Origin of the sequence: Amycolatopsis sacchari, assembly GCF_900114035.1 — a bacterium.
GTDB classification, from domain to species: Bacteria; Actinomycetota; Actinomycetes; order Mycobacteriales; family Pseudonocardiaceae; genus Amycolatopsis_E; species Amycolatopsis_E sacchari.
The window spans coordinates 57,836-83,662 of the sequence record NZ_FORP01000013.1 but is presented as its reverse complement, the minus strand read 5'-3'; the positions used below and the strand labels follow the sequence as shown (position 1 = coordinate 83,662).

At 71.9% G+C, this 25,827-nt stretch carries 23 protein-coding genes; 13 read left to right on the top strand and 10 right to left on the bottom strand.

Going from position 1 to position 25,827, the window contains the following annotated elements; genetic code table 11:
* The first annotated feature begins 26 nt into the window (after positions 1-26).
* From BMZ92_RS21570 to BMZ92_RS21535, 8 genes are all read left to right on the top strand, one after another.
* Positions 27-1,313, top strand: a complete 1,287-nt coding sequence (locus BMZ92_RS21570; protein ID WP_091510577.1) for a CaiB/BaiF CoA transferase family protein — start codon at positions 27-29, stop codon at positions 1,311-1,313.
* A 43-nt stretch (positions 1,314-1,356) separates the two neighbouring features.
* Positions 1,357-2,697 carry an MFS transporter gene (locus tag BMZ92_RS21565; RefSeq protein ID WP_091510574.1) on the top strand — a complete coding sequence of 447 codons (1,341 nt, stop codon included), beginning with the start codon at positions 1,357-1,359 and terminating at the stop codon, positions 2,695-2,697.
* Entirely contained in the window at positions 2,694-3,812 is a 1,119-nt protein-coding gene (locus BMZ92_RS21560) for a zinc-binding dehydrogenase (protein ID WP_091510569.1), read from the top strand. Before BMZ92_RS21565 ends, BMZ92_RS21560 begins: the two co-directional genes overlap by 4 nt.
* Before the next feature lie 22 nt (positions 3,813-3,834).
* Entirely contained in the window at positions 3,835-5,376 is a 1,542-nt protein-coding gene (locus BMZ92_RS21555; RefSeq protein WP_091510566.1) for an aldehyde dehydrogenase, read from the top strand.
* A 6-nt stretch (positions 5,377-5,382) separates the two neighbouring features.
* Entirely contained in the window at positions 5,383-6,264 is an 882-nt protein-coding gene (locus tag BMZ92_RS21550) for an HpcH/HpaI aldolase/citrate lyase family protein (protein WP_091510560.1), read from the top strand.
* The gene (locus BMZ92_RS21545; protein WP_091510557.1) at positions 6,261-7,220 is read left to right on the top strand and encodes a 2-hydroxyacid dehydrogenase; all 960 of its coding nucleotides are present in this window, start codon (positions 6,261-6,263) and stop codon (positions 7,218-7,220) included. The genes BMZ92_RS21550 and BMZ92_RS21545 overlap by 4 nt, the downstream gene beginning before the upstream one ends.
* Before the next feature lie 20 nt (positions 7,221-7,240).
* Positions 7,241-7,915 (top strand): GntR family transcriptional regulator, encoded by a 675-nt coding sequence (locus BMZ92_RS21540; RefSeq protein ID WP_091510552.1) that lies wholly within the window; start codon positions 7,241-7,243, stop codon positions 7,913-7,915.
* Between the two features lie 75 nt (positions 7,916-7,990).
* Positions 7,991-9,085: an alpha/beta hydrolase family protein gene (locus BMZ92_RS21535; RefSeq protein ID WP_091510549.1), complete on the top strand. Its 1,095-nt coding sequence runs from the start codon at positions 7,991-7,993 to the stop codon at positions 9,083-9,085.
* Between the two features lie 11 nt (positions 9,086-9,096).
* On the opposite strand, the gene BMZ92_RS21530 is transcribed toward BMZ92_RS21535, so the two are convergent.
* The 5 genes from BMZ92_RS21530 to BMZ92_RS21510 form a co-directional block, all read right to left on the bottom strand.
* On the bottom strand, positions 9,097-9,657 hold the full coding sequence (locus BMZ92_RS21530) for an ester cyclase (protein ID WP_091510545.1): 561 nt from the start codon (positions 9,655-9,657) through the stop codon (positions 9,097-9,099).
* Positions 9,658-9,813: 156 nt separating this feature from the next.
* Positions 9,814-11,556 carry a cation:proton antiporter gene (locus BMZ92_RS21525; protein WP_091510541.1) on the bottom strand — a complete coding sequence of 581 codons (1,743 nt, stop codon included), beginning with the start codon at positions 11,554-11,556 and terminating at the stop codon, positions 9,814-9,816.
* 101 nt (positions 11,557-11,657) lie between these two features.
* The gene (locus tag BMZ92_RS21520; protein ID WP_091510538.1) at positions 11,658-12,251 is read right to left on the bottom strand and encodes a TetR/AcrR family transcriptional regulator; all 594 of its coding nucleotides are present in this window, start codon (positions 12,249-12,251) and stop codon (positions 11,658-11,660) included.
* A 31-nt stretch (positions 12,252-12,282) separates the two neighbouring features.
* Positions 12,283-12,600 carry a zinc-binding dehydrogenase gene (locus BMZ92_RS21515; protein ID WP_091510533.1) on the bottom strand — a complete coding sequence of 106 codons (318 nt, stop codon included), beginning with the start codon at positions 12,598-12,600 and terminating at the stop codon, positions 12,283-12,285.
* Entirely contained in the window at positions 12,501-13,133 is a 633-nt protein-coding gene (locus tag BMZ92_RS21510) for a quinone oxidoreductase family protein (RefSeq protein WP_143249909.1), read from the bottom strand. The genes BMZ92_RS21515 and BMZ92_RS21510 overlap by 100 nt, the downstream gene beginning before the upstream one ends.
* A 384-nt stretch (positions 13,134-13,517) precedes the next feature.
* Here BMZ92_RS21510 and BMZ92_RS21505 point away from each other — a divergent pair, with 384 nt between their 5' ends.
* The 5 genes from BMZ92_RS21505 (at position 13,518) to BMZ92_RS21485 (ending at position 19,350) form a co-directional block, all read left to right on the top strand.
* Positions 13,518-14,453: an ABC transporter permease gene (locus BMZ92_RS21505; RefSeq protein ID WP_245783185.1), complete on the top strand. Its 936-nt coding sequence runs from the start codon at positions 13,518-13,520 to the stop codon at positions 14,451-14,453.
* 54 nt (positions 14,454-14,507) lie between these two features.
* Entirely contained in the window at positions 14,508-16,256 is a 1,749-nt protein-coding gene (locus BMZ92_RS21500) for an ABC transporter substrate-binding protein (RefSeq protein ID WP_091510527.1), read from the top strand.
* Positions 16,257-16,322: 66 nt separating this feature from the next.
* Positions 16,323-17,336 (top strand): ABC transporter permease, encoded by a 1,014-nt coding sequence (locus BMZ92_RS21495; protein WP_091510524.1) that lies wholly within the window; start codon positions 16,323-16,325, stop codon positions 17,334-17,336.
* Positions 17,333-18,337 (top strand): ABC transporter ATP-binding protein, encoded by a 1,005-nt coding sequence (locus BMZ92_RS21490; RefSeq protein ID WP_091510522.1) that lies wholly within the window; start codon positions 17,333-17,335, stop codon positions 18,335-18,337. The genes BMZ92_RS21495 and BMZ92_RS21490 overlap by 4 nt, the downstream gene beginning before the upstream one ends.
* A gap of 14 nt (positions 18,338-18,351) precedes the next feature.
* Positions 18,352-19,350, top strand: a complete 999-nt coding sequence (locus BMZ92_RS21485) for an ABC transporter ATP-binding protein (protein ID WP_091510811.1) — start codon at positions 18,352-18,354, stop codon at positions 19,348-19,350.
* Positions 19,351-19,490: 140 nt separating this feature from the next.
* Here the strand turns inward: BMZ92_RS21485 and BMZ92_RS21480 are convergent, their stop codons facing one another.
* From BMZ92_RS21480 to BMZ92_RS38260, 5 genes are all read right to left on the bottom strand, one after another.
* On the bottom strand, positions 19,491-20,114 hold the full coding sequence (locus tag BMZ92_RS21480; protein WP_091510520.1) for a VOC family protein: 624 nt from the start codon (positions 20,112-20,114) through the stop codon (positions 19,491-19,493).
* Between the two features lie 63 nt (positions 20,115-20,177).
* Positions 20,178-21,986 (bottom strand): glycoside hydrolase family 15 protein, encoded by a 1,809-nt coding sequence (locus BMZ92_RS21475; RefSeq protein WP_091510517.1) that lies wholly within the window; start codon positions 21,984-21,986, stop codon positions 20,178-20,180.
* A gap of 4 nt (positions 21,987-21,990) precedes the next feature.
* Complete coding sequence (locus BMZ92_RS21470; protein ID WP_091510515.1) at positions 21,991-23,049, bottom strand: glucose 1-dehydrogenase; 1,059 nt, start codon at positions 23,047-23,049, stop codon at positions 21,991-21,993.
* Positions 23,037-23,387, bottom strand: coding sequence for a DUF6292 family protein (locus tag BMZ92_RS21465; RefSeq protein ID WP_091510513.1), 351 nt, complete (start codon positions 23,385-23,387; stop codon positions 23,037-23,039). The genes BMZ92_RS21470 and BMZ92_RS21465 overlap by 13 nt, the downstream gene beginning before the upstream one ends.
* A gap of 13 nt (positions 23,388-23,400) precedes the next feature.
* Positions 23,401-25,791 (bottom strand): enolase C-terminal domain-like protein, encoded by a 2,391-nt coding sequence (locus BMZ92_RS38260; protein ID WP_091510510.1) that lies wholly within the window; start codon positions 25,789-25,791, stop codon positions 23,401-23,403.
* Positions 25,792-25,827: the final 36 nt, after the last annotated feature.

Below are 25,827 nucleotides of genomic sequence, written 5' to 3'. Positions count from 1 at the left end.
CGAGCGCGTCGGCTACATTTTATCAAATGTTTGACACGATCTCTTCCCGCCGGCTCCCGCTGACCGGAGTGCGCGTGGTCGACGCCGCGACGATCTACGCCGGGCCGATGATCGCGACGCTGCTCGGCGACTTCGGCGCCGACGTGGTCAAGGTCGAGCACCCGCGTGGCGACGGCCTGCGCTCCTGGGCCTGGCACAAGGACGGAGAATCGTTGTGGTGGGCGCTCGTGGGCCGCAACAAGCGGGACATCACGCTCGCCCTGTCCGATCCCCGCGGTGCCGACCTGCTGCGCCGCCTGCTGTCCGAAACCGACGTGTTCGTCGAGAACTTCCGGCCGGGCACGCTCGAACGGTGGGGGCTCGACCCGGAGGACCTGCTGCGCGTCAACCCGCGCCTCGTCGTCGTCCGGGTGTCCGGCTTCGGCCAGACCGGCCCGTACCGCACGCGGCCCGGGTTCGGCACCCTCGCGGAGGCGATGTCCGGGTTCGCCGCCACCAACGGACCCGAGGACGGTCCCCCGGTGCTCCCGCAGTGGCCGCTGGCGGACGGCATCGCGGCGCTAGCCGGTGCGTTCGCCACCATGACGGCGCTGCGCCACGCGGAACGCACCGGGGAGGGCCAGGTCGTCGACCTGTCCATCTACGAGCCGCTGTTCTGGATCCTCGGCGCGCAGCTGTCCGCCTACGACCAGCTCGGCCTGGTGCCCGGCCGCCAGGGCAGCCGCACCGACTTCAACGTCCCGCGTGGCTGCTACCAGACCCGTGACGGGCGCTGGGTCGCGCTCTCCGGGGCCACCACGGCCACGGCGCGGCGCATCCTGTGCGCGGTCGAGCGGGCCGACCTCGCCGACGCGCCGTGGTTCGCGGACATCACCGGCCGGTTCGCGCACCGCGACGAGATCGACGAGGCAATCGCGGCCTGGGTCGCGGCACGGGACAACGACGAGGTGCTCGCGACGTTCGAGGAGCTGGGCGCCACCGTCGGCCCGGTGTACTCGATCGACGACATCGCCGCGGACCCGCACTTCGCCGAACGCGGCAGCACCACCACCGTCGAGCACCCGAGCCTGGGACCGCTGCGCATGCAGGGGCTCATCGCGAACCTCACCCGCACCCCGGGCCGCATCCGCAGCACGGGCCCCGCGCTGGGTGAGCACAACGAAGAGATCCTGCGTGACCTGCTGGGCTGCTCACGTGAGGAGCTCGAGCGCCTCGTGGCCGACGGCGTGGTCGGCCCGACCGGCGAGCGGTCCACAAAGGACTCCAAACCCACAGCGTCCACTCCGGACACCGGTTCCCTGCGCGCGGGCTGAACCCCGCGCGGCCCCCATCTCAACGACGAGAGGACCTGCCACCATGTCCACGTCCACTCCCCCGGATCCGCGGCTGATCCGGCGTGTCGCACTGGCCAGCAGCGTCGGCACGATGCTCGAGTACTACGACTTCTACCTCTACGGCGCGCTGTCCGCGACGATCTTCGGCAAGCTGTTCTTCCACAGCAGCGATCCGGCGGTGGGCACGCTGCTGGCGCTGGCGACCTTCGGGGTGGGCTTCGTCGCCCGTCCGCTCGGCGGCATCATCGCCGGGCACTTCGGCGACCGCGTCGGCCGCAAGTCCGTGCTCATCGCGACCCTCGCACTGATGGGCGCCTCGACGGTCGGGGTCGGGCTGCTGCCCACCTACGAGTCGATCGGCACCGGTGCCCCGCTGCTCCTGGTCGCCCTGCGGGTGCTGCAGGGACTGGCACACGGCGGCGAGTGGGGCGGCGCGGCGATCATGACCATCGAGCACGCCCCGCGCGGGCGCCGCGCCTTCTACGGCACCTGGCCGCAGATGGGGGTGTACGCGGGGATCGTCGTGTCCAACCTCGTCCTCGGCGGCTTCATGCTGCTGCCCGACGCGGCGTTCCACTCGTGGGGCTGGCGGATCCCGTTCCTGCTGGGGTTCGTGCTCGTGATCGTCGGGATCTACCTGCGCCGCTCGATCACCGAATCCCCCGAGTTCGAGAAGACGGTGAGCAGCCGCGAGACGGCCAGGGTCCCGATCGTCGAGGCGCTGCGCACGAACGGGCGGGGTGTCTTCGTCACCTTCGGCGCCAAGGCCGCCGAGACCGGCACGTTCTACCTGATCACCGTCTTCGCGCTGACGCTGGCCAACCGGGATTCGGGGCCGGGACAGGGAGTCGCGCTCAACGGGGTGCTGGTCGCCAGCCTCGTCTCGATCGCCACGGTCGGCGTGTTCGGCGTCCTGGCCGACCGGCTCGGGCGGCGGCCGGTCTACGCGTTCGGCGCGGCGTTCATGGCGGTCTTTGCGTTCCCGTTCTTCTGGCTCGCCGGCACCGGGTCCGCGGCCGCGCTGTGGCTCGCGCTGATCGCGGGACTGGCGATCGGCCACGCCTCCATGTACGGCGCGCAGACCCTGTACTTCTCCGAGCTGTTCGACGCGCGGGTCCGCTACAGCGGCGCCTCGCTCGGCTACCAGCTCGGTGCCGCGCTGATCGGCGGGTTCACCCCGCTCATCGCGTCCGCGCTGATGTTGCGCGCCCACGGCGAACCGTGGCCGGTCGCCGTCTACATCGTCGGCCTGTGCCTGCTGACCCTGCTCGTGGTCGGGATCTGGGGCCAGGTCCGCACGCGGACCTCCGCCCCCGCCACGAGCACCTCCCCCACCGACCTCGACAAGGAGATCCGAGCATGACCGGTACCGGCGTCATCCCCGAGCACACCCGCGCGGCCGTGGTCCGCGCGTTCGGTGAGCCGATCACGATCGAGGAGGTCCCGGTACCGCCGTCGGTCGAGGCCGGCGGCCTGCTGGTCGAGGTCGTGGCGTGCTCGCTGTGCGGGACGGACGTGCACTGCTGGGAAGGCTCGCTGGCGCTGGACATCCGGCTGCCGCTGATCCTCGGGCACGAGATGGTCGGCCGGATCGTCGCCATCGGCGAGGGTGCGGACCACGACTCCGTCGGGCAGCGGCTGCGGATCGGGGACCGGGTGATCTGGACGCACGCCTTCTGCGGGCGGTGCCGGATGTGCACCGCCAAACGGCCGGCGATGTGCCTCAACCGGAAGGCCTACGGCCACGTTTCCTTGCAGGACTGGCCTTACCTGATGGGTGGCTTCGCCCAGCACGCCTACGTCCTCCCCGGCGCGGGCCGCGTCCGGGTGCCCGACACGGTTCCGGACGCGCTGGCCAGCATGGCCAGCTGCGCCCTGCGCTCGGTGGTCAACGCGGTCGAGCAGGCCGGCCGCGTGGGACCGGAGCACACCGTGGTGGTCCAGGGCGCCGGGCCGCTCGGCATCCTCGCCACCGGGCTGTTCGCGCAGGCGGGCGCCGGCCGGGTCGTCACGGTCGGCGCACCGGCCGCCCGCCTCGAACTCGCCGCGGCGTTCGGCGCCGACGAGGTGATCTCGCTGGAGGACACCCCCGATCCCGCCGAACGGCTGGCCAGGGTGCACGAAGCCACGGACGGCCGCGGCGCGGACCTCGTGGCCGAGTTCTCCGGGCACCCGGCGGCGTTCGCCGAGGGCGTCGACCTGGCCGCGCCCGGCGGGCGCTACGTCGTGGTCGGCCAGCTCGGCGCGGGCACCACCACGATCGCGCCGGGCACGATCACCAAGAAGAACCTCACCGTGATCGGCTCGTTCTCGGGCGACGTTTCGCACTACCACAAGGCGCTCACGGTCCTGGACCGCTACGCGCGCCGCCTGCCGTTCGACCGGCTGATCAGCGGCCGGTACCCGCTCGAAGACGTCAACGCCGTGATCACCCGGATGCAGGCCTTCCAGGAGATCAAGCCCGTCCTGCTGCCCTGACCCCTCTGGAGAAAGACCAACGATGACCGTGCAAGACCACGTGAAGCCCGGAACCGACCTCGTCGGCACCCTCGCCGACACCGACCACGGCGCGCCGGTGGCGCTGCGCACGTTCGTGGGCGGGCAGTGGGCCGAAGCCGCCGACGGCGGCACGTTCGATTCCTACGAACCCCGCAACGGCAAGGTCTGGGCCACCCTGCCCCGCTCGTCCGCCGAGGACGTCGACCGTGCGGTGACCGCGGCCCGCCGGGCGCTGACCGGCGCCTGGTCGCGGGTGAGCGCCGCCGACCGGGCACGCTTCCTGATCCGCATCGCGGCGATCGTCGACCGGCACCGGGACGAGCTCGCCGTCATCGAGTCCCGCGACAACGGCAAGCCGCTGCGCGAGGTGCGCGCCGAGATCGACGCGATCGTGCGCTACTTCGAGTACTTCGCGGGCGTGTGCCAGACCGTGCTCGGGGAGACGCACCCGCAGGCCGCCACGGTCTTCAGCTACACGCGGCGGGAGCCCGTCGGCGTGGTCGGGGCGATCGTGCCGTGGAACTCGCCGCTGCTCATGCTCGCCTGGAAGCTCAGCCCGGCGCTCGCCGGCGGGAACACCATCGTGCTCAAACCCGCCGAGGAGACCTCGGTGTCGTCCATCGCCTTCGCCGAGCTGATCGCCGAAGCCGGGTTGCCGGACGGCGTCTTCAACGTGGTGACCGGGTTCGGCGAAGCGGCGGGCGCCGCGCTGGTCGCCCACCCGGGGGTCGACAAGATCGCGTTCACCGGATCCACCGAGGTGGGCAGGCAGATCGCCGCCACCGCCGCGAACGACCTCAAGCTGGTGACGTTCGAGCTCGGCGGGAAGTCCCCCACGGTGATCTTCGCGGACGCCGACCTCGACGCCGCGGTGCACCGCACGGCGTACGGCATCTTCTCCGCCGCCGGCCAGACCTGCCAGGCGGCGTCCCGGATCCTCGTCCAGGACTCCGTGCACGACGAGTTCCTCGACCGCTTCACCGCGCTCGCGCGGCGCATCCGCGTCGGCGACCCGCTGGCGGACTCGACGCAGATGGGCGCGCAGATCTCGGCGCAGCACCGGGAAAAGATCGCGGGCTACGTCGACAGCGGCACGCAGGAGGGCGCGACGCTCGTCTGCGGCGGCACCCGTCCCGCCGACCCGGCGCTCGCGGACGGCTACTACTTCACGCCGACCGTGCTCGACGGCGTCGACAACACGATGCGGATGATGCGGGAGGAGATCTTCGGCCCGGTCACCGGCGTGCTGACGTTCACCGACGAGGCCGACGCCCTCGCGAAGGCGAACGACACCGAGTACGGGCTCGCCGGATCGGTGTGGACGCGGGACATCGCCAGGGCGCACCGGGTGGCCGCGGGGATCGAGGCGGGGCTGATCTGGATCAACACCACCCGGACCATCAACCACCTCGTCCCCTTCGGCGGCTACAAGCAGTCCGGCTACGGCCGGGAGGGTGGGCTGCAGGTGATGGAGCACTACACCCGGGTCAAGTCGGTGTGGGTGGACATGCAGGACGAGCTGCCGAACTGGTACGAGGACTGAGCGCCGGTGGACCTCACGACGACACCACGCACGCTGCTGTTCGTCCCGGGCGACCGGCCGGACCGGATCCCCAAGGCCGCGGCGGCGGGTGCCGAGGCCATCGCGGTCGACCTGGAAGACGCGGTTGCCTTGTCCCGCAAGGAAACCGCGCGCGCCAGCGCCGTGACCGCGCTCGGCGCGCTGCCCCCTGGTGGCCCGCTCGTCACGGTGCGGATCAACGGCGTGGCCACCGGTCTCGCCGAGGCGGACGTCGAGGCGCTCGAGCCGGTGCTCTCGCGCATCGACCTCGTGATCGTCCCGATGTGCTCCGGTCCTGACGACGTGCGCGCGGTCGCCGCCCTGCTCGAACGCGCCGAGCGGCACGCGCACCGGGAACCGGGCAGCACGGGGATCGTGCCACTCGTCGAGACGGCCGCTGGCATCTTCGCGGTGCGGGAGCTGGCCGCCGCCGAACGGGTGCGGACGCTCGCGTTCGGTCCCGCGGACCTCTCCCGCGAACTCGGTGTCACGCCGACGGCGGGCGGGCAGGAGCTGTTCGTCGCACGCTCCCAGCTGGTGCTCGCGGCGGCCGCGGCGGGGCTGCCGCGCCCGATCGACGGGCCGCACCTCGACCTGTCCGACGACGAGGGCCTCGCCACCTCCGCCGCGCACGCGCGCTCGCTGGGCTTCGGCGGCAAGCAGGTGCTGCACCCCCGCCAGCTCCCCGCCGTCGCGGCGGCGTTCGCGCCGACCGAGGAGGAGCTGCGCTGGGCACGCCGGGTCGACGAGGCCTTCCGCGCGGCCGAAGCGGACGGGGTCTCGTCGATCCAGCTCGATGACGGGGAGTTCGTCGACTACCCGGTCGCGCGGCGCGCCCGCGCGCTGCTCGCCGAACGGGGGCGGCCATGACCGCGCCGCCCCGGATCGTCGTCACCCGCGCGCTCCCGGCGAAAACGCTGGAACCACTGCGCGCCGCCGGGTCCGTCTGGGTCTCGCCGCACGACCGGCCACTGGCACCCGGCGAGCTGCGCGACGCGGTGCGGGGTGCCGACGCCGTGATCAGCATGCTCTCCGACCGCATCGACGACAGCGTGCTCGACGCGGCGGGAAGCGGCCTGCGGATCGTCGCGAACACCGCCGTGGGCTACGACAACGTCGACGTGCCGGCCCTGGCCCGCCGGGGTGTGGTCGCGACCAACACCCCGGGCGTGCTGGTGGACGCGACCGCCGACCTGACCATGGCCCTGCTGCTCGCGGTCACGCGGCGGGTGGCCGAGGGCGACCGGCTCATCCGGTCGGGCGCGGCGTGGTCGTGGGACATCTCGTTCATGCTCGGCACCGGGCTCCAGGGCAAGCAGCTCGGGATCATCGGCTACGGGCACATCGGCAAGGCCGTCGCCACGCGCGCCGCGGCCTTCGGCATGCGGGTGGTCCACCATTCGCGACGGCCGACCCCCGGCACGGATGCGGTTCCCCTCGACGAGCTGCTGGCCACTTCGGACGTCGTGTCACTGCACTGCCCGCTGACCACCGAAACCCGGCACCTGATCGACGCGGGCGCACTGCGGGCGATGAAGCGCGAGGCCTTCCTGATCAACACCGCGCGGGGCCCGATCGTCGACGAGGCGGCACTCGCGGAAGCGCTTTCCGAAGGCCGCATCGCGGGCGCGGGCCTGGACGTCTACGAGCACGAACCCGAGGTCCACGAGCGGCTGCGCACCCTCGGCAACGTCGTGCTGGCCCCGCACCTCGGCTCGGCGACCGTCGAAACCCGCACCCGGATGGCTGAGCTCGCGGTCGAGAACGTGGTCGCGGTGCTCTCCGGCAGGCCGGCCCCGACGCCGGTCTCGGTACTGTCCTGCTGAGGGAACCAGGAAGGGGTCCGATGGCGGGGAAACGGGAGCGGGGCTCGGTGACGAAGGCCGAGGAGGCCTTCAACGCGATCAGGTGGCAGATCGAACGCGGGACGTTGCCGGGCGGAGCCAAGCTGACGCTGCAGAGCCTGTCGGACGGGTTGCAGATGAGCCTCACGCCCATCCGCGAGGCGCTCCGCATGCTCCAGGCACACGGTCTCGTCGAGTACCGGCCCCACCACGGCCACGTGGTGACCCGGTACTCGATCCCCCGCGCCGAGGAGATCTACCTGCTCCGCGAGACCCTCGAACCGCTGGCCACCAGGCTCGCCGCCGAGCGGGCCACCGACCGCGAGCTGGAGGAGATCCAGGGCCTGCACGCGGAGTTCCGCGCCGCGGCGGAGAAGGAGGACGGCGAGCAGGGCGTGGTCGTGGACCTCAACGCCCTGTGGCACCGCGCCGTGTACGAGGCGGCGCACTCGGCCTTCCTCGACGAGTTCATCGACCGGCTCTGGACGGGCGTGCCGTACCAGGCGATCTGGTTCATCCACCGGCGCCACCGTTCGGTGCTCGACCACCAGGTGGTCACCGACGCGCTGCGCGAGCACCAGCCCGATGCCGCGGCCGCCGCGATGCTCGACCACATCGAACGGGGCAAGAAGGCCACCATCGACCACCTGCGCGCGATCGGCGCCCCGGAGAGCTGAGCGGCCGCGAACCGGGGACGACCTCGGGGATTTCCCTGACGACGCCGGGCGTTCCCGGTCACTAACTTGATCACCATGCTCCGGAGATCCTTCCTGCTGGCCACGACCGCCCTGCTCGCCTCGACGGCTCTGCCGGCCTCGGCCGCCCAGCGGCTCGCGCTGCCCGCGCCCAGCGGGCGATACCCGGTCGGCCGCACCGACCTGCACCTGGTGGACGCGTCACGGCCGGACCCGTGGCGTGGCGGGGCCCGGGAGCTGATGGTCAGCGTGCACCGGCCCGCGTGGTCCGGGCACGAGCGGATGCCGTACATGCTGCCGGGCGCGGCCGCGCACTTCGCCGCGGTGACCGCGAACGGCCTGCTCGGGCTCGGTGTGCCCGCCGGCACGGACTGGGCGGGCGTGCGCACCGGCTCGTACGGCGGCGCGGTGCCGGTGCCCGGCGACCGGCCGGTGATCGTGTACTCGCCGGGGCTGGGAGAGCCGCGGACGTGGGCCACCGCGGCCGTGGAGGACCTGGCGAGCCGGGGTTACGTGGTGGTGAGCATCGACCACACGTGGGAGTCCCCCGAGGTGCAGTTCCCCGACGGTTCCGTGCGCACCATGGTCGACCCCGGTGACCCGGACACCTTCGTGCGCAAGGCACTCGCCGTGCGCGTGGCCGACACGCGGTTCGTGCTGGACGAGCTGGCCGCCCGCGGGTTCGACGTGCGCCGCGTCGGCATGTTCGGCCATTCGATGGGTGGTTCGGCGGCCGCGCTGACGATGGCCGCCGATCCGCGGGTGGTGGCGGGGGTGAACCTGGACGGCAACCTGACCTACCTCGACGGCAGCCTGATGCCGCCCGCCGCGCAGGGTCTGGGACGGCCGTTCCTGCTGGTCGGCAAGGACGGCGAGACCGACACGGGTCCCGGCTGGACGGCCTTCCTCGCCGCGACGCGCGGCTGGGCCAGGCAGCTGAGGCTCCGCGGTGCCGAACACGCGTCCTTCACGGACGCCGCGGCGTTGCTGCCGCAACTGGGCGTCGGGCTGGGCACCCTCGACCCGGCGACCAGCGTGCGGACGCAACGCGCCTACGTGGCGTCGTTCTTCGACCGGTGGCTGCTCGGGCGGGACGACCACCTGCTGGGCGGGCCTTCACGGCGTTACCCGGCGATGGAGTTCGTCGCCTGAGCCGCTCCCCGTCAGCTCTGCAGAACCGGCTCGGCGGTGCGCAGCAGCCGCTCGTCCGGCGCCTCCGCGGACATGGACAGCAGGCCCCGCACGAGTTTCACCAGCAACGGCCAGTTCTTCGGGTTCTTCTTGTCCACGCCGCCGATGAGCTGCTTCAGCATCGACAGCGAGTCGAAGTAGACCCGTTCGCAGGAGAGGTTCTCGTCGGCGTCGAAGATGAAGTACGCGGTCATCCGGACGCGGAACTCCGAACCGGTCGGCGGCAGCTTCCCGAACGGGCCGAAGTGGGTGCCGATCAGCCAGAACTCCACCACGACCGCGTCCTCGCTGTGGCGCAGCGAGATCAGCTCGTGGTGCTGGTCGGGGAACGCCCGCCGCGTGTCTTGGTAGTACCCGCGGACGGCGGAGTCCCCGTCGTGCACCGTCATGGTCGGGACGATCTCGTAGTGCGGGTGCGGGAACGTCGACAGCGTGGCGTCCCAGTCCTGGGCGACCTCGTCGCGGAAGTGGTTCAGGACCACCTCCTGCCGGGCACGCAGGACCTCCGTACCGGGGATGTCGAACTCGCTCATGGTGGTGCACTCCTGTTCCTGTGTTGCGGCGCACCACAGTGAAGCAGGCTCGGGGCCCGTGCCCGGGGAGCCCGGCCAGGCGGGATCGAAGACAGGGACTATCGGGCACGCGACCTTCCGTGCACAGGCCGCGGGCGGTGATGTCCCCGGACGCGGTCAGCCGCGCTCCGCCTGCCCCAGTTGTTCGAAGCGCGCGGTCTCCACGTCGAGAGCGGTCTGGGCGCGGCTGAGGGCGGCGGAGCTGTACTCACCGCTGGCCCTGGCCTGCTGGAGGCGCTCGGCCTGTTCGGCCAGGACGCGCAACCGCAGCCGCAGGTACTGGTGCGCGATCTCGATCTGTTCCTGGGAAGGCGGGCCGGTCGTGGCCTCGGCGGGAAGGCGCGTGTCCGAACGGACCTGGTCGAGGACTCGTCCGGCGAACGGCGTCCCGTCGGCGTCCTCCAGCTCCGGGTCGTCCAAAATTGACTCCGCCACCCCCGCGAGCGTGCCCATGAGGCGGACGTACTCGGTGCGCAGCCGCCACGGGTCCTCCCGGGGCACCCGTGCCGCCCGGATGACCGCCGGCAGCGTCAGGCCCTGCGCCAGCAGGGTCGTGATCGCCACGACGTAGGCGATCAGGACGAGCTGGGCGCGGCCGGGGGTGGCCGCCGGGAGGGTCTGCGCGGCGGCGAGGGTGATCGCGCCCCGCATCCCGGCCCAGCCGAGCACCACCCCACCGCGCCAGCCCAGCGTCTCGGTGAGGCGGAACTCGATGTCGGCGGCCATCCGGTCCAGCCGCTCCCGGAACCGGCGCAGCCGCCGGGGCGACAACCGGCGCAGTCGCGCCCCGACCCCGCTGTCCGGTTCGTCGCCCTGCAGCGCCGCCTGCGCCGTTTCCACGCGGGGCTTGAGGCGCGCCGCTTTCCGTTGCTCGCGGTGCAGTCCGGCGATGAGCGGCGCGACGAAGACGACGCGTATCAGGATCACGACCGCCGAGGCCGCCAGCCCGATCAGGAGCGCGCGGGCGACGCCGGTGCCGTCGTCGTGTACCTCGTCGAGCAGCGTCTGCACGCTCAGGCCCATGAGCAGGAACATCCCGCTCTCCAGGAGGAACGCCACCGTGCGCCAGTTGGTGGCCTCGGCGATGCGGTCCGTCGCGCGCACGTGGCGCGGCCCGAGGTGACCCGTCACCAGGCCGGCGACGACGACCGCCAGGACACCGGAAGCGTTCAGCTCCTCAGCGGGCAGGAACGCGACGAAAGGCACCACGAAGGAGATCGCCGTGTTGAGCACGTCGTTGTTCAGCAGCGCGCGGACGCGGACGTTCACGACGCCGACTGCCAGCCCGATCCCGACCGCGAGCACGACCGCGTAGCCGAACTCCCCGACGATGCCCCAGACGGACACCGAACCGGCCACGGCCGCCACGGCCGAACGCAGCAGCACCAGTGCCGATGCGTCGTTGACCAGTCCCTCGCCTTCCAGCACGGTGAGCAGCCGCGGCGGCAGGCCGAGCCGCCGCCCCACCGAACTCGCCGCGACCGCGTCGGTGGGGCTGATCACCGCGCCCAGCGCGAACGCGGCGGGCCAGCCGATCCCCGGGATCAGCCAGTGGAAGAGCCAGCCCGCGCCGAGCGTGGACATCACCACGAGGAGGACGGCCAGGCCCCCGATCGGGCGGATGTTGCGCCGGAAGTCGACGACCGGCATGTTGACGGCGGCCGAATACAGCAACGGCGGCAGCACTCCCGCGAGGATCAGCTCGGGTGCGATCGCGGGGTGCGGGACACCGGGCAGGAAACTCGCGCCGATGCCGACCACCACCAGGCTCAACGGCGCGGCGAGCTTGAGCCGCTCGGAGAACGCCGCGACCACCGCGATGCTGACGACCGCGAGCACCGCGAAGAGAGTCGGTTCCACGGTCGCGCCCGTCCTCCCAGCTGCACCGAGCAATCATGGAATGCTGTTCCACGGGCATCTTGAAGGAGCGCACCGGACCTGTCAAAACGACGACCTGCGCCTCACCCGGCGTGGGTGCAGGAGCCTTCCCCGGCCACGCCCACTCCGGACAGGACTCCGCTCACCACGTCACGGACGAACCGCTGGTCGAGTTCCCGGTGCCCGAACAGCACGCGGAACACGACGGGCGCGGCGAAGAGGTCGATGAGCAGATCGAGGTCCAGACCGGGACGGACGTCGCCGCGTGCCTGGCCCTTGCGCAGCGAGGAGACGCACGCCTCCCGCCGGGGCTCCCAGACCACGGCGAGGAATTCCTCGCGCAGTTCCGGATCATCCGCGAGTTCGGCCGTCAGGGCCGGGAGGACGGTGCTCATGGCAGGATCGGCCATCCCGGCCCGGAGTGCTTCGAGATGGCCGACGAGGTCGCAGTAGGTGCACCCGGTGTCCATCTCCACCACGCAGGCGCGTTCCTCCGCCAAGGCCGCGACCACCAGGTGCTTCAGGCTTTTCCACCGGCGGCGGATGGCGGGCTTGGTGGTGCCCGCGCGCTGGGCGACGGCCTCCATGGTCAGCGCCGGGTAACCGGCCTCCCGCAGGAGCGCGATCACGGCGGCCGGCACCGATCGGTCGATCCGCTCGTCCCGGTGGCGTGCCATCGAATCCTCTCCCCCGCGATCCGGGATCACCCTACCCGCGGCGGAGGACGACCTTGCCGAACGACCTCCCCCGCTCCACCCGCTGGAGCGCGGCGGCTGCCTCGGCGAGGGGGAAGGTCCGGTCGAGCACTGCGGAGAGCCGGCCCTCGGCCAGCAGCGCGACGACCCTGTCCCAGGTCCGCCTGCGGGCCTCGGGTGCGAGCGAGTTCAGGCTGAACGCGAACAGCGCGGGTGAGTTGTGGAAGCCGTTCAGCACCGCCTCGAACACGCCGGTTCCCGGGGCTCCGCCCGCGCCTCCGCAGAGGACGTACCGCCCGTTGGGACGCAGCAATGCCAGGTGCTCACCCACCGCCGGGCCCGCCGCGGTGTGACCACGGTGACCTCGGCGCCCCTGGCGTGGGCGATTTGCGTGGCGAGCACGCCTATCCCGCCACTCGCGCCACGGATGAGCACCCGCTCCCCTGGCACCACCCCGGTCCGGCTCAGCGCACCCTCGGCGACCAGCGCGTTCAGGCCCAGCGCGACGACGTCGACCGGGTCGGCGCCGTCCGGCACCGGAAGCAGCTTGGCCGCGTCGACGACGACCCGTTCGGCGTAGCCACCGAAGTCCGGCAGCGCGAGCACCCGCTTCCCGCCCAACTCTTGCGGGACACCGGAACCGGCTGTCCGCACGCGGCCGACGACCTCCAGGCCGAGCACCGAACCGACACCGGGAAAGGGCGCGTACTCAACCTTCAGCGCCATGACGTCCACATAGCCCACCCCGATCGCCTCGACCTCGACCAATGCCTGCGCGGGACCGGGAACCGGCTCCGGCACATCGGCCACGGCGACCTGCTGGGGCGCCTCGACGACCACCGCTCGCCACCGATAACGTTTCATTCCGGATCGGAACGCATCGATGGACGGGGGCGCCTGTCAAACTTCCCGTCGCGGACACTGCGCGCTCCGGCGAACCGGACAACCGCCGATACCCGGCGAAACATCGCCGACAAGAAACGGAAACACGTGGTCCAGTCCTGTTTTCCAGGTTCATCCGGCCCCTTTTTCCCGCACTTTCAGGCAATTCAGCCGGTTCCCGGTCACGATTGAGCCTCGAAGCCCGGCGCGGGCTGGCCTTCGCCGTCACGGCGGCAGAGGCTGTCCGGGATTTCGGGCGGGCGCCCGGGAAGCTGCGGCACGACGCCGGGAAAGGGGCCGAAGCGGATGGCTGCTCCGCTCGATGTTCCGCCCACCGACGCGCAACCGGAATCCATCACGGCCGGAATGGGACGCGCGATCGAAGGCCGTTCACTGGGGCAGATCGCCTGGGTCCGGCTGAAAAGGGACAAATGGGCGGTGGGCGGCGGCATCGTCGTGGTCCTGCTCGTTCTCGGCGCGCTCGCTTCGCTGCTGCTCAACGCCCTCGGCGTGCTGCAGCCGGACACCTACCACCCCGAGCTGATCGACGCGACGTACGGCCGCCCGGTCGGCGCGTTCGGCGGGATCAGCTGGGCCCACCCCCTCGGCGTCGACCCCGGCAACGGCCGTGACCTGCTCTCCCGCGTGCTGGTCGGTTCGCAGTTCTCACTGCTCATCGCGGCCGGGTCCACGCTGCTGTCCGTGGTGATCGGCGTGACGCTCGGGCTCGTCGCCGGGTTCGCGGGCGGCTGGGTGGACAGCGCGATCAGCTGGCTGATGAACGTGTTCCTGGCGTTCCCCCTGCTGCTGTTCGCGATCGCCCTGTCGGGCGTGGTGCAGCAGTCGGCGTTCGGGCTGTCGGGCAACGCGCTGCACGTCGCCGTGCTGATCTTCGTGATCGGCTTCTTCAACTGGCCCTACCTCGGGCGCATCGTGCGCGGCCAGACGCTGTCCCTGCGGGAACGCGAGTTCGTCGACGCGGCCAGGAGCCTGGGTGCCCGCACCGGCTACATCCTGCGGCGCGAGCTGCTGCCGAACCTGCTCGCGCCGATCCTGGTCTACACCACGCTGCTGATCCCGACGAACATCCTGTTCGAGGCCGCGCTGTCGTTCCTCGGCGTCGGCCTGCACCCGCCCGCCCCCAGCTGGGGCGGCATGCTCTCGGACGCCGTCAGCAGCGGCTCCTACTCCGCCGACCCCGAGTACGTGCTGGTCCCCGGGCTCGCCATCTTCGTCACGGTCATGGCGTTCAACCTGCTCGGCGACGGCCTGCGCGACGCGCTCGACCCGCGAGCGAGGTAGCACCGTTCTTCCCGGTTTCCCCATCCCATCGAGTACGAGGAGCGTGGTGCGCGGATGAAACGACGCAACCTGACCGCGGTGGCACTGGCCATGACGGGTCTCGGCCTGCTCACGGCCTGCGGCGGCGGCAGCGGCGGCGGAGGCGGCAGCGCCGGCTACAACGCGGCCAACACCTCGGTCGTCAACGCGTCCGACGCGACCGGCGGCACCCTCAACTTCGGGATGACCAACACCCCGGACTCGATCGACCCCGGCAACACCTACTACGCGTTCATGTGGAACTTCTCGCGCCTGTACGCGAGCCCGCTGCTGACCTACAACCCCGCGCCGGGACCGGACGGGCTCAAGCTGGTCCCGAACCTCGCGACGGGGCTCGGGCAGGTCAGCGACAACGGCCTCACCTGGACCTACCACATCCGGTCCGGCATGAAGCTCTCCGACGGCGAGCCGGTCACCACCGCGCAGATCAAGTACGCGGTCGAGCGCGGCAACTTCGCCAAGGACGTGCTGGCCAACGGGCCGAGCTACTTCGCGCAGTACCTAGCGGGCGGGTCGGGCTACCAGGGGCCGTACAAGGACAAGTCCCCCGGCGGCCTGGCGTCGATCGAGACCCCCGACGACACGACGATCGTGTTCCACCTGGCGCAGCCCTTCGCCGACTTCGACTACCTCGTCACGAGCCCGCAGACCGCCCCCGTGCCGCAGGCCAAGGACACGGGCGCGAACTACCAGACAGCCCCGGTCTCGTCCGGGCCGTACATGGTCGAGCCCGGCTCGTTCAACCCCAGCACGGGGCTCAGCCTGGTGAAGAACCCCAACTGGAAGCAGTCGGACACCCCGAGCGTCAAGCAGACGGTGGACCGGATCAACCTGACCTACAACGTCTCCGGTGACGACCTGGACAACAGGCTGCTCAACGGTTCCCTCGACGTCGACGCGTACGGCACCGGCATGCAGACCGCGGGGCGCGCCAAGGTGCTCAACAACCCTGCGACGAAGAAGAACGCCGACGCCGCGCCCTCGGGCTTCGAGTGGTACTTCCCCATCAACACGCAGGTGATCCCCAACGTCGAGTGCCGCAGGGCGATCGAGTACGCCGCGGACAAGACGCTGTTCCAGAACGCCTACGGCGGCCCGGAGGCCGGCGGCGACATCGCGAGCACGGTGCTGCCGCCGAGCGTGATCGGCTACCAGAAGTACGACCTGTACGGGGCGACGACGCAGCCGGGCGGTGACCTGGCGAAGGCCAGGGACGCGCTGGCCAAGTGCGGTCAGCCGGACGGGTTCTCGTTCAACATCGCGATCCGCGGCGACCGCCCCAAGGAGGGCCAGACCGCGCAGGCGCTGCAGCAGTCGCTCGCGAAGGTCGGCATCAGGACCGACATCCTGCAGTACCCGACCGGCGACTACGGGACGAGCTACGCGGGCTCGCCGCAGTTCATGAAGGACCACAACATCGGCATGGCGACCTACGGCTGGTCCGCCGACTGGCCGGAGGGTTTCGGCTACCTGTCGCAGATCGCCGACGGCCGCGCGATCCGGTCCGCGGGCAACTCCAACATCGAGATGCTCGACGACCCGCAGGTGAACCACCTGCTGGACCAGGCGGCGGCGGCCACGGATGCCGCCACCCGCAACGGGTTCTACGCGCAGATCGACCACATCATGATGGACCAGGCGGTGATCCTGCCCGAGCTGTACGCGAGGTCGCTGTTCTACCGGGGGCCGAACCTGACGAACGTCTTCGTGTCACTGGCCTACGGCATGTACGACTACACCCAGCTCGGCAAGAAGTCCTCGTAGTCCCCGGAAGCAGGTGAAGGCACCGGTGGCCGGGGCGTCCCGCGCCGGCCACCGCCGCCGCCGTTCGTGATCACGTTCATCGTCCGCAGGCTGATCTCGGCCGTGGTCCTGCTGATCGTCGTCAGCATGGTGACGTTCGGGATCTTCTTCGTGGTCCCCCGGCTCGCCGGGCAGACCACCGACCAGCTCGCCGCGAACTTCGTCGGCAAGAGCCCCGGTCCCGACGTGCTGCACCAGATCGAGGCGCGGCTCGGGCTCGACCAGCCGCTCTACGCGCAGTACTGGCATTTCGTCAAGGGCGTCGTGGCCGGCGAGGACTACGACACCGGTACCCAGGTCGTGCACTGCTCCGCGCCGTGTTTCGGCTACTCGTTCAAGAACCAGCTGCCGGTGTGGCCGCAGATGGCCGACGCGCTGCCGGTGACGGTGTCACTGGGGCTCGGCGCGGCGGTGCTCTGGGTCGTGACCGGGGTCGGCGTCGGCGTGCTTTCGGCGCTGCGGCGCGGGTCGTGGTTCGACCGCGCCGCGATGAGCACGGCACTGGCCGGGGTGTCGCTGCCGGTGTTCTTCACGGCCCTGATCTGCCTCGCGCTCTTCCGCGACACCCTCCCGGTCTTCCCCGACGCGGGCACCTACATCCCGCTCGCGGAAAACCCGGCGCGGTGGTTCTGGGCGCTCGTGCTGCCGTGGGTCACCCTCGCGTTCCTCTACGCCGCGCTCTACGCACGGCTCACCCGCGCCGGGATGCTGGAAACACTCGGCGAGGACTTCATCCGCACCGCCCGCGCCAAGGGACTGCCGGAGCGGACCGTCGTGCTCAAGCACGGCCTGCGCGCCACGCTCACGCCGATCCTGACCATCTTCGGTCTGGACCTCGGCCTGCTGCTGGGCGGGGCGGTGCTCACGGAAACCGCTTTCTCGCTGCCCGGCCTCGGGCACTACGCGATCGTCGCCATCAACGGCAAGGACCTGCCCGCGATCATGGGCGTGACGCTGCTCGCCGGGTGCTTCATCGTCGTGGCCAACCTGGTCGTGGACATCGGTTACGCCGTCGTCGACCCGAGAGTGCGGTACTCATGAGCTTCCTGGAACTGAAGGACCTGCGGGTGCACTTCCCGACCGACGACGGGCTGGTGAAGGCCGTGGACGGGCTGTCGTGCACGCTGGACCGCGGCCGCACCCTCGGCATCGTGGGCGAGTCCGGCTCGGGCAAGAGCGTCACGAGCCTCGCGGTACTGGGGCTGCACAAGGGCGCGCACATCTCCGGCGAGATCTGGCTCGGCGGCAGGCAGCTCGTCGGCGCACCAGCCGAGGAGGTGCGCCGGCTGCGGGGCAGGCGGATGGCGATGATCTTCCAGGACCCGCTGTCGTCACTGCACCCCTACTACACCGTGGGCAGCCAGATCGTCGAGGCGTACCGGCTGCACAACGACGTCAGCAAGCGGGCCGCCCGCGAGCACGCGATCGACCTGCTGGCCAGGGTCGGGATCCCGCAACCGAAGACACGGGTCGACGACTACCCGCACCAGTTCTCCGGCGGCATGCGCCAGCGGGCCATGATCGCGATGGCCCTGTCGTGCGATCCCGAGCTGCTCATCGCCGACGAGCCGACCACCGCGCTGGACGTCACCGTGCAGGCGCAGATCCTCGACCTGATCCGGGACCTGCAGGAGGAGTTCCACTCGGCGGTCGTGGTGATCACGCACGACCTCGGCGTGGTGGCCGAGCTGGCCGACGACATCCTCGTGATGTACGCGGGGCGGGCGGTCGAGTACGGCACGGCGGCCGACGTGTTCCGGCAGCCGCGCCACCCGTACACGTGGGGCCTGCTCGGTTCGATGCCCCGGCTGGACCGGAACCGCGCCGAACGGCTCCGGCCCATCCCGGGCACGCCGCCGAGTCTCATCACACCGCCGCCCGGGTGCCCGTTCCACCCCCGGTGCGCCTACGCCTCCCGCAACGGTGGCGCGAGCGAGACCGTCGTGCCGGAACTCACCGGCGACGGCCACCAGGCCGCCTGCCACCTCCCGCTCGAGACGCGGCGGGAGATCTGGGAGCACGAGATCAGGCCGGTGCTGTGACCGAGGGGAAGACGATGCTCGAAGTGTCCGGACTGCGCAAGCACTTCCCGGTGCGGCGCGGCCCACTGCGGCGGCGGACGGGTTCGGTTAAGGCGGTCGACGGGCTCGACTTCACTGTCCACAAGGGAGAGACGTTGTCCCTCGTCGGCGAGTCGGGCTGCGGGAAGACCACGACGGGACGGTTGCTGACGCGGCTGCTGGAGCCGACCGGCGGGCGGATCGTGCTCGACGGCACCGACATCACCCACCTGCCGCCGAGCCGGATGCGCCCGTTGCGGCGGGACGTGCAGATGGTGTTCCAGGACCCGTACTCCTCGCTCAACCCGCGGCACACGGTGGGCACGATCATCGGCGCGGCGTTCCGGCTGCAGAAGGTGCCGACGGAGCACGGGGTGAAGCGGGCGGTGCAGGAGCTGCTGGAGCTGGTCGGGCTGAGCCCCGAGCACTACAACCGGTACCCGCACGAGTTTTCGGGCGGGCAGCGGCAGCGGATCGGGATCGCGCGGACGCTGGCGTTGCGGCCGAAGCTGGTCGTGGCCGACGAGCCGGTGTCGGCGCTGGACGTCTCGATCCAGGCCCAGGTGATCAACCTGCTGGAGGACCTGCAGGACGAGCTCGGGCTGACCTACGTGCTCATCGCGCACGACCTGTCCGTGGTGCGGCAGGTGTCCGACCGGGTGGCCGTGATGTACCTGGGCAAGATCGTGGAACTGGCCGACGCCGACGCGCTCTACGCCACGCCGCACCACCCGTACACGGTGGCGCTGCTCTCGGCGGTCCCCGTGCCGGACCCCGGCCGCCGCCGGAAGCGCGACCGGATCCGTCTGTCCGGCGAGACCCCGAGCCCGCTGTCGCCGCCCCCGGCGTGCCGGTTCAGCACCCGCTGCTGGAAGGCCCGCGACGTGTGCCGTACGCAGGAGCCCCCGCTGGCGGAGGTGTCCCCCGGCCGCCGGGTGGCGTGCCACTTCCCGGAGAACGCGGCGGGCGGCGAGCTCCGGGAGCCCGGTGCGTGAGTCCGCGGGGTTGTCTCAGCGCCCGCCCGGCGGCACCGGGTCCAGGCCGGCCTCTGGAAGCTCCGCCTCTGGAAGCTCCTCCTCGGCCGGGTTCCGGCGCACGTCCGCTTCCCGCTCCTGTGGCGGGCGGTGCAGGCACATCAGGACATCGCCGCCATCGGCGCGGTCTCCCACGCGAACCCGTCCGGGTCGGTGAACGGGCCGCCGGCTCCGCCGATCGCGATCCGGTGCGCGCCGTCGCCCTCCGGGGAGACCCCGGCGTCCTTGGCGAGGGCCTTCCGCCGGTACAGGGCCAGTTTGACCGCACCCGCCCCGGCGAACTCGACGTACATCCGGCCGAAGCTCTTCCCCACCGTGAACCCGTGCTCGGTGTAGAACCGCTTGCTGGCGGCCACATCGGCGACGCCGAGCAGGAGCACGACGCTGTCCACCCGCCGGGTGGCCGGGCCGGTGTCCTTCTTCGCCGGCGTGGCGACCTTCCAGATCGTCCCGTCCGGCGCCCGCACCACCCCGCCCCAGCCCCACATCGACTTCGCGACCGGCTTGAGGGTGGTGGCACCGGCGGCCACGGCGGCGTCGACCAGGGCACGGACGTCGGCGGGCTGGGACGCCACCAACGACAGGGTGAACCCGCGGAATCCCGTGCTGGGTTCCTGCGACGCCCGCAGGCGCAGCCGGTCGCCGAGTCCGAAGGCGGCGGCGTAGAAACGTTCGGCGGCCGCGGGATCGGCCACCTCGAGGGTGATCGTGTCGATTGAGGTCATGCCGGTAACGCTAGGTCCGCAGCCGTGACCGCCGCTTCTCGATTCCTGACCGGTCTCCCCCGCTCACCGGTGCGGCGGCCGCGTCCCGGCCCTGGTGTCGACCGGCTCGTCGGTGGCCGTGAGGTGGCGGGCGGTGTTGACCAGGCCCACCATGCTGAACGCCTGCGGGGTGTTGCCCGCCTGGCGCCCCCGCGTGGTGTCGTACTCCTCGCTCAGCAGGCCGACGTCGTTGCGCAGGTCGAGCAGCCGCTCGAACAGGCGCCGCGCCTCGGCCGTGCGGCCGGTGCCGTGGAGCGCGTCGGCGAGCCAGAAGGAACAGGCGAGGAAAGCGCCTTCCTGCCCTTCCAGGCCGTCGACTCCCCCGTCCGCGTCGGGGTCGTAGCGGCGCAGGAAGCCGTCATGGTCGAGTTCCTTCCGCACGGCGTCGACGGTGCCGCGCACGCGCGGGTCCGACCAGGGCAGGAAACCGACCCGCGGGATGAGCAGCAGCGCCGCGTCCAGCCCGCGGGAGCCGTAGAACTGGGTGAACGTGCCGCGCTCGGCGTCGTAGCCGTGCGCGCAGACGTCGTCGAAGATGCGGTCACGCAGGCTCCGCCAGGAATCCGCCGGACCGTCGAGACCGTGGTGCTCGACGGTCCGGACGGCCCGGTCCACCCCGGCCCACGCCATGACCTTCGAGTGCACGAAGTGCCGGCGCGGGCCTCGGACCTCCCACAGGCTGTTGTCCGGCTGGTCCCAGTGGCCTTCGAGGAAGTCGAGCAGCCCGCGTTGCAGGTCCCACGCGGGCTCGACCGTGGGCAGCCCGGCCTCCCGGCTCAGGTGCAGGCCGTCGAGGACCTCGCCCCACACGTCGAGCTGGAACTGGCCGGCGGCGGCGTTGCCCGCGCGCACCGGCGAGGAGCCCTCGTACCCGGCCAGCCAGTCCAAAGTGGACTCGGGCAGGCGGCGGGTGCCGTCGAGGCCGTACATGATCTGCAGGTCGGCGGGATCACCCGCGACCGCCCGCACCAGCCACTCGCGCCACTGCCGGGCCTCGTCGGTGTACCCGGTGCCCAGCAGCGCCTGCAGGGTGAAGGTGGCGTCCCGCAGCCAGCAGTAGCGGTAGTCCCAGTTGCGGGCACCGCCGAACTGCTCGGGCAGTGACGTCGTCGCGGCCGCGAGGATGCCGCCGGTGGGCCGGTAGGTCAGCGCCTTGAGGGTGACCAGTGCGCGGCGGACCTCGGCGGACCACGGGCCCTCGTACCGGCAGCGGGAGATCCACTCCGTCCAGAAGCGCTCGGTGTCCCGCAACGACTCCTCGGGGTCGGCCACCTTCGGGTGCGGCAGGTGGGACTCCCGGTGGGTGAGCACGAACGGCACGCGCTCGCCCTCGGCCACCGTGAACTCCGCCGTGGTGGCCGAGTCGTCCCCGTGCAGGGGCACCGGGGTGCGCAGCCACACGGCGTCGGGACCGGCGACCGTCGCCAGTCCGCCGTCCTGGCGCCGGACCCAGGGGACGATCGAGCCGTAGTCGAACCGCAGCCGCAGCGACATCCGCATCGGCACCCGGCCCGACACGCCTTCGACGATGCGCACCACGTCCGGCGCCTCGCCGCGCGGGGGCATGAAGTCCAGCACCCGCACGGTGCCCTCCGGGGTGTCCCATTCGCTGGACAGGACCAGGGTGTCGCCCCGGTAGCCGCGGCGGGTCGCCGGGCCACCCGACGCGGGGGCCAGCCGCCAGCTGCCCGCCTTCTCGTCGTCGAGCAGCGCGGCGAAGCACGCGGGCGAGTCGAAGCGGGGCAGGCAGAGCCAGTCCACCGCCCCGTCCCGGGACACGAGCGCGGCGGTGTGCAGGTCGCCGAGCAGGGCGTAGTCCTCGATGAGCGCCATCGGCTCAGCCTTCCCCGTCGAGCGTGAGCACCACCTTGACGTCGTCCTCGCCGCCGTCGAAGGCCTCCTTCGCACGTTCGAGCGGGACCCGCCGCGTGATCAGCGCTTCCAGCCAGGAGCGGTCCGCCTTGGCGAGGGCGTCGGCGGCGGCGCGGTAGTGGCGCAGGTTCGCGTTGACGGAGCCGAGCACGACCCCGTTGTCCAGCACCAGGTCCCGGTTGACCGAACCGGCGTCGACGCGCAGCGGGCGGCCGGTGGCGGAGACGCCGGTGAGGCACACGATGCCGTACGGCGCGGTGCCGCTGATGACGTCGAACACGACGGGTCCCGCGCCCGTCGCCTCGATCACGACGTCGGGGCGGAGCCGTTCGGTGACGGCCGCCGCGTCTTCGGCGTGGTACGTGGCGCCCAGCCTCGATACCAGGCCCGGCTTCGGCCCGTCCTCCACCCGGTCCAGCACGTGCACGTCGAGCCCGCGCTGGACGCCGAGCAGCGCGGCGAGCAGCCCGATCGGGCCCGCTCCGGTGACGAGTGCCCGGCGGGGCTCGAACCAGGCCCGCTCGCCCACCCGCTGCACCTCGTCCCAGGCCTTGGCGACGACCGTGGTCGGCTCCATCAGCACCCCGGTCTCGTGCAGCCCCGGGTCCAGGCGGACGGCGTAGTCGGCCTCGACCGTCCACAGTGTACTGCCGTAGCCGTCGAGCTCCTTGATCCCGCGCTCGGTGTAGCGGCCGTTGCGGCACATGTCGAACTGCCCCCGCGCGCAGGCGCCGCAGGGCTCCGGGTCCGGCCGTCGCACGACACCGACCACGAGGTCCCCCTCGGCAAAGTCGCCGCCCCGCGGCGCGCGGCGGACCCGGCCGAGCGACTCGTGGCCGAGCACGAGCCGGTCCCTGCCCGGTGGTGCCCAGCCGTACTCGCCGCGGGCGATCTCCTTGTCCGTGCCGCACACGCCGAGCGCGAGCCCCTCGACGAGCAGTTCGTGCTCCCCCGGCTCCGGGTCGGGCACCTCGGACACGGCCAGTGAGCCGCCGTGGCCGGGGATGACGGTCAGCGCACGCATTTCCGGTTCCTTCCCTCGGGTTGCTCCAGTGCCGCCCGGACCTTCCGCACCAGCCTGTCCGGTCGCGGCCGGACGGGCGCGGGCCAGGCCGCGAGGACGTCGGGCGGTTCGTTGCGTTCCGGCTCGACGGCCAGGCTCCAGCCGCCGTCACTGCTCCACTGGAGCATCAGGAACCGCCCCGGGTGGCGCGGCGAACGGTCGGCGAGCGCGATGTAGGCGGTGGACGGCGCGTTGGGCTCGCTCCAGCACGCCGCGGGTTCGACGCCGAGCAGCCCCGCGACCGCCTCGACGTAGCGGCGCAGCGCCTCGCGCCGCGCGTGTTCCGGTTCGGGTTTCACGGTTTCCTCCGCTTCAGCCGACCGCGAAGGCTTCGATGTCGGGTTTGAGCGTGAGCCCGTGCCCGGGCACGCCCGGGTCGGGCGCGACGCGGCCGCACGCCGGGTCGAGCGCTCCGTCGAAGAACCGCGACTCGATGCGGTCGTGGTCGGCGAACCATTCCAGGTGCCGGAAGTTCGGCGTGGCCGCGGCCACGTGCGCGGACAGGTTCGGCGCGCAGTGGGCCGACACCTCGCGGTTCGCGGCGGCGGCGACGGCCGCGGCGCGGCGCCATTCGGTGTACCCGCCGCACCGGGTCACGTCGATCTGCAGGCAGTCGACGGCGGGCACCATGCGCGCGAAGTAGGGCAGGTCGTAGCCGTACTCCCCCGCCGCGACGTCCATCGTGGTCTTCGCGCGCAGCTCCGCCAGGCCCGCCAGGTCGTCGCTGGACACCGGTTCCTCGAACCAGCGCACGTCGTGGTCCTCCAGCCGGCGGGCGATCCGGCGGGCCTGGCCGATCGAGTAGCCGCCGTTGGCGTCGACGTACAGCTCGGCGTCGTGGCCGATCACCGAACGCGCGGCGCGGACGCGGGCGAGGTCGCGCTCGGGTTCGCCGCCCCACGCCTCCCCGATCTTGATCTTCACCCGCGGGATGCCCTGCCGGTGCACCCACCCGTCGAGCCGCGCCCGCAGCTGGGGCACGCTCTCGCTGGTGAAACCACCGCTGCCGTACAGCTCGACCTCGTCCCGCACCCGGCCGAGCAGGCGGCTGAGCGACAGCCCCGCGACCCTGGCGGCGGCGTCCCAGAGCGCTATGTCCACAGCGGACAGTGCACAGGAGACGATCCCGGGGCGGCCGAGGTTGCGGATCCGGCGGCGCATCGCCTCCCACCGCGCCGGCACGTCGAGCACCTCCTGGCCCTTGACCACCGGGGCGAGCACCCCGGTGACGACGTCGGCCACGGCGGCGTCGGCGTAGGTCCAGCCCAGCCCCGTTTCCCCGCCGGCCAGTACGTGGACGACGACCACCGCGGTGTAGAGGTCGAAGGGGATCCTCGTGTGCACGCAGCCCTGTCCGAAATGGCCGTACAGCGCGGGCCCGGTGTCGCTCGCGTACCCGAACTCCTCGTACAGCCGCTGCAGCCGGCGCAGGTAGTCGCCCAGCCGCTCCGGCGGGACGGCGGAGTCCTCCCAGCCCTCGAACGTGTCCGGGCGGTCCGGCACGTGGGCGGTCGCCCCGAGCCCGGCCTCGCGGACCTGCCACAGCTCGTGCTCCCGGTCCGGGTCGTCGAGGAACGAGACCGCCGGGTCGTGCTCGGTGTCGTGGAGCGCGGCGAGCATCCGGTGCGCCCGCTCGTCGGCCTCGTCGGTGGTGTCCCCGCCGAACTGGACCATCAGGAACGCCTTGCCCTCGGGCAGTTCCCGCAGGGCCCGCGGGTTGAGGTGCTTGATGCGCTCGTCGCGGATCAGCTTCGCGTCCAGCCCCTCCAGCGCGATCGGCTCGTGCGGCAGGATCGAGGGCACCGCGTCGGCCGCCCTGTCTACGCTGGGGTAGCCGAGCACGACCAGTGTGCGCTCGCGGACGACGGGGACCAGCTTCAGCTCCGCGCGCAACACCGTGACCAAAGTGGACTCGCTGCCGACCAGCAGGCCCGCGACGTCGAACCCGTGCTCGGGCAGCAGGGAGTCGAGGTTGTACCCGGACACGCGGCGCGGGATGTCCGGGAAGCGGGCGCGGACCTCGTCGGCGTACCGGTCGCGCAACGCCCGCAACTGCCGGTAGATCGCCGCCTTCGGGTCACCGCGGCGCTCGATCTCCGCGTACTCCTCGTCGGTCGTGGGGCCGCACCAGAACCGCGTGCCGTCGTAGCAGAGCACCTCCAGCGCGGCGATGTTGTCGACGACCTTGCCCGTGCGCTGGGCCGTCGCCCCGCACGAGTTGTTGCCGATCATGCCGCCGAGCGTGCAGTTCGGGTGCGTCGCGGGCTCGGGGCCGAACCGCAGCCCGGTCGGCGCGAGCCGCCGGTTCAGCTCGTCGAGCACGATGCCCGGCTGCACCACGCACGTGCGGGCCGCGGCGTCCACGGATTCCAGCCGGTGGCAGTACTTCGACCAGTCGAGCACGAGCGCGGTGTTGGTGCACTGGCCCGCGAGGCTCGTGCCGCCGCCTCGCGAAAGCACCGGCGCGCCGTGTTCACGCGCGACCGCGACGGCCTCCGCGGCCGCCTCCGGGGTGCGGGGCACCACGACCCCGATCGGCACCTGCCGGAAGTTCGAGGCGTCGGTCGAGTACGCCGCGCGGCTCCCGCGGTCGAACCGGACCTCGCCGTCCACGCGCTCGCGGAGCGCCGCGGCGAGCGCCTCGACGTCCGTTCGTCCGTTTTCATACCGGATCACCGGATCCGGCAGGTTCGTCGTACTCATCCGACCTCCCGCGTCCGTCTACCCCTACAATACTTG

Excerpts from the sequence above, each read along its gene's own strand:
- BMZ92_RS21490 (WP_091510522.1), top strand. The coding sequence starts at position 17,333 with ATGAGCTTCCTGGAACTGAAGGACCTGCGGGTGCACTTCCCGACCGAC.
- BMZ92_RS21555 (WP_091510566.1), top strand. The coding sequence starts at position 3,835 with ATGACCGTGCAAGACCACGTGAAGCCCGGAACCGACCTCGTCGGCACC.
- BMZ92_RS21470 (WP_091510515.1), bottom strand. The coding sequence starts at position 23,049 with ATGCGTGCGCTGACCGTCATCCCCGGCCACGGCGGCTCACTGGCCGTG.
- BMZ92_RS21565 (WP_091510574.1), top strand. The coding sequence starts at position 1,357 with ATGTCCACGTCCACTCCCCCGGATCCGCGGCTGATCCGGCGTGTCGCA.
- BMZ92_RS21545 (WP_091510557.1), top strand. The coding sequence starts at position 6,261 with ATGACCGCGCCGCCCCGGATCGTCGTCACCCGCGCGCTCCCGGCGAAA.
- BMZ92_RS21480 (WP_091510520.1), bottom strand. The coding sequence starts at position 20,114 with ATGACCTCAATCGACACGATCACCCTCGAGGTGGCCGATCCCGCGGCC.
- BMZ92_RS21475 (WP_091510517.1), bottom strand. The coding sequence starts at position 21,986 with ATGGCGCTCATCGAGGACTACGCCCTGCTCGGCGACCTGCACACCGCC.
- BMZ92_RS21540 (WP_091510552.1), top strand. The coding sequence starts at position 7,241 with ATGGCGGGGAAACGGGAGCGGGGCTCGGTGACGAAGGCCGAGGAGGCC.
- BMZ92_RS38260 (WP_091510510.1), bottom strand. The coding sequence starts at position 25,791 with ATGAGTACGACGAACCTGCCGGATCCGGTGATCCGGTATGAAAACGGA.
- BMZ92_RS21570 (WP_091510577.1), top strand. The coding sequence starts at position 27 with ATGTTTGACACGATCTCTTCCCGCCGGCTCCCGCTGACCGGAGTGCGC.
- BMZ92_RS21510 (WP_143249909.1), bottom strand. The coding sequence starts at position 13,133 with ATGAAACGTTATCGGTGGCGAGCGGTGGTCGTCGAGGCGCCCCAGCAG.
- BMZ92_RS21530 (WP_091510545.1), bottom strand. The coding sequence starts at position 9,657 with ATGAGCGAGTTCGACATCCCCGGTACGGAGGTCCTGCGTGCCCGGCAG.
- BMZ92_RS21505 (WP_245783185.1), top strand. The coding sequence starts at position 13,518 with ATGGGACGCGCGATCGAAGGCCGTTCACTGGGGCAGATCGCCTGGGTC.
- BMZ92_RS21485 (WP_091510811.1), top strand. The coding sequence starts at position 18,352 with ATGCTCGAAGTGTCCGGACTGCGCAAGCACTTCCCGGTGCGGCGCGGC.
- BMZ92_RS21500 (WP_091510527.1), top strand. The coding sequence starts at position 14,508 with ATGAAACGACGCAACCTGACCGCGGTGGCACTGGCCATGACGGGTCTC.
- BMZ92_RS21560 (WP_091510569.1), top strand. The coding sequence starts at position 2,694 with ATGACCGGTACCGGCGTCATCCCCGAGCACACCCGCGCGGCCGTGGTC.
- BMZ92_RS21535 (WP_091510549.1), top strand. The coding sequence starts at position 7,991 with ATGCTCCGGAGATCCTTCCTGCTGGCCACGACCGCCCTGCTCGCCTCG.
- BMZ92_RS21520 (WP_091510538.1), bottom strand. The coding sequence starts at position 12,251 with ATGGCACGCCACCGGGACGAGCGGATCGACCGATCGGTGCCGGCCGCC.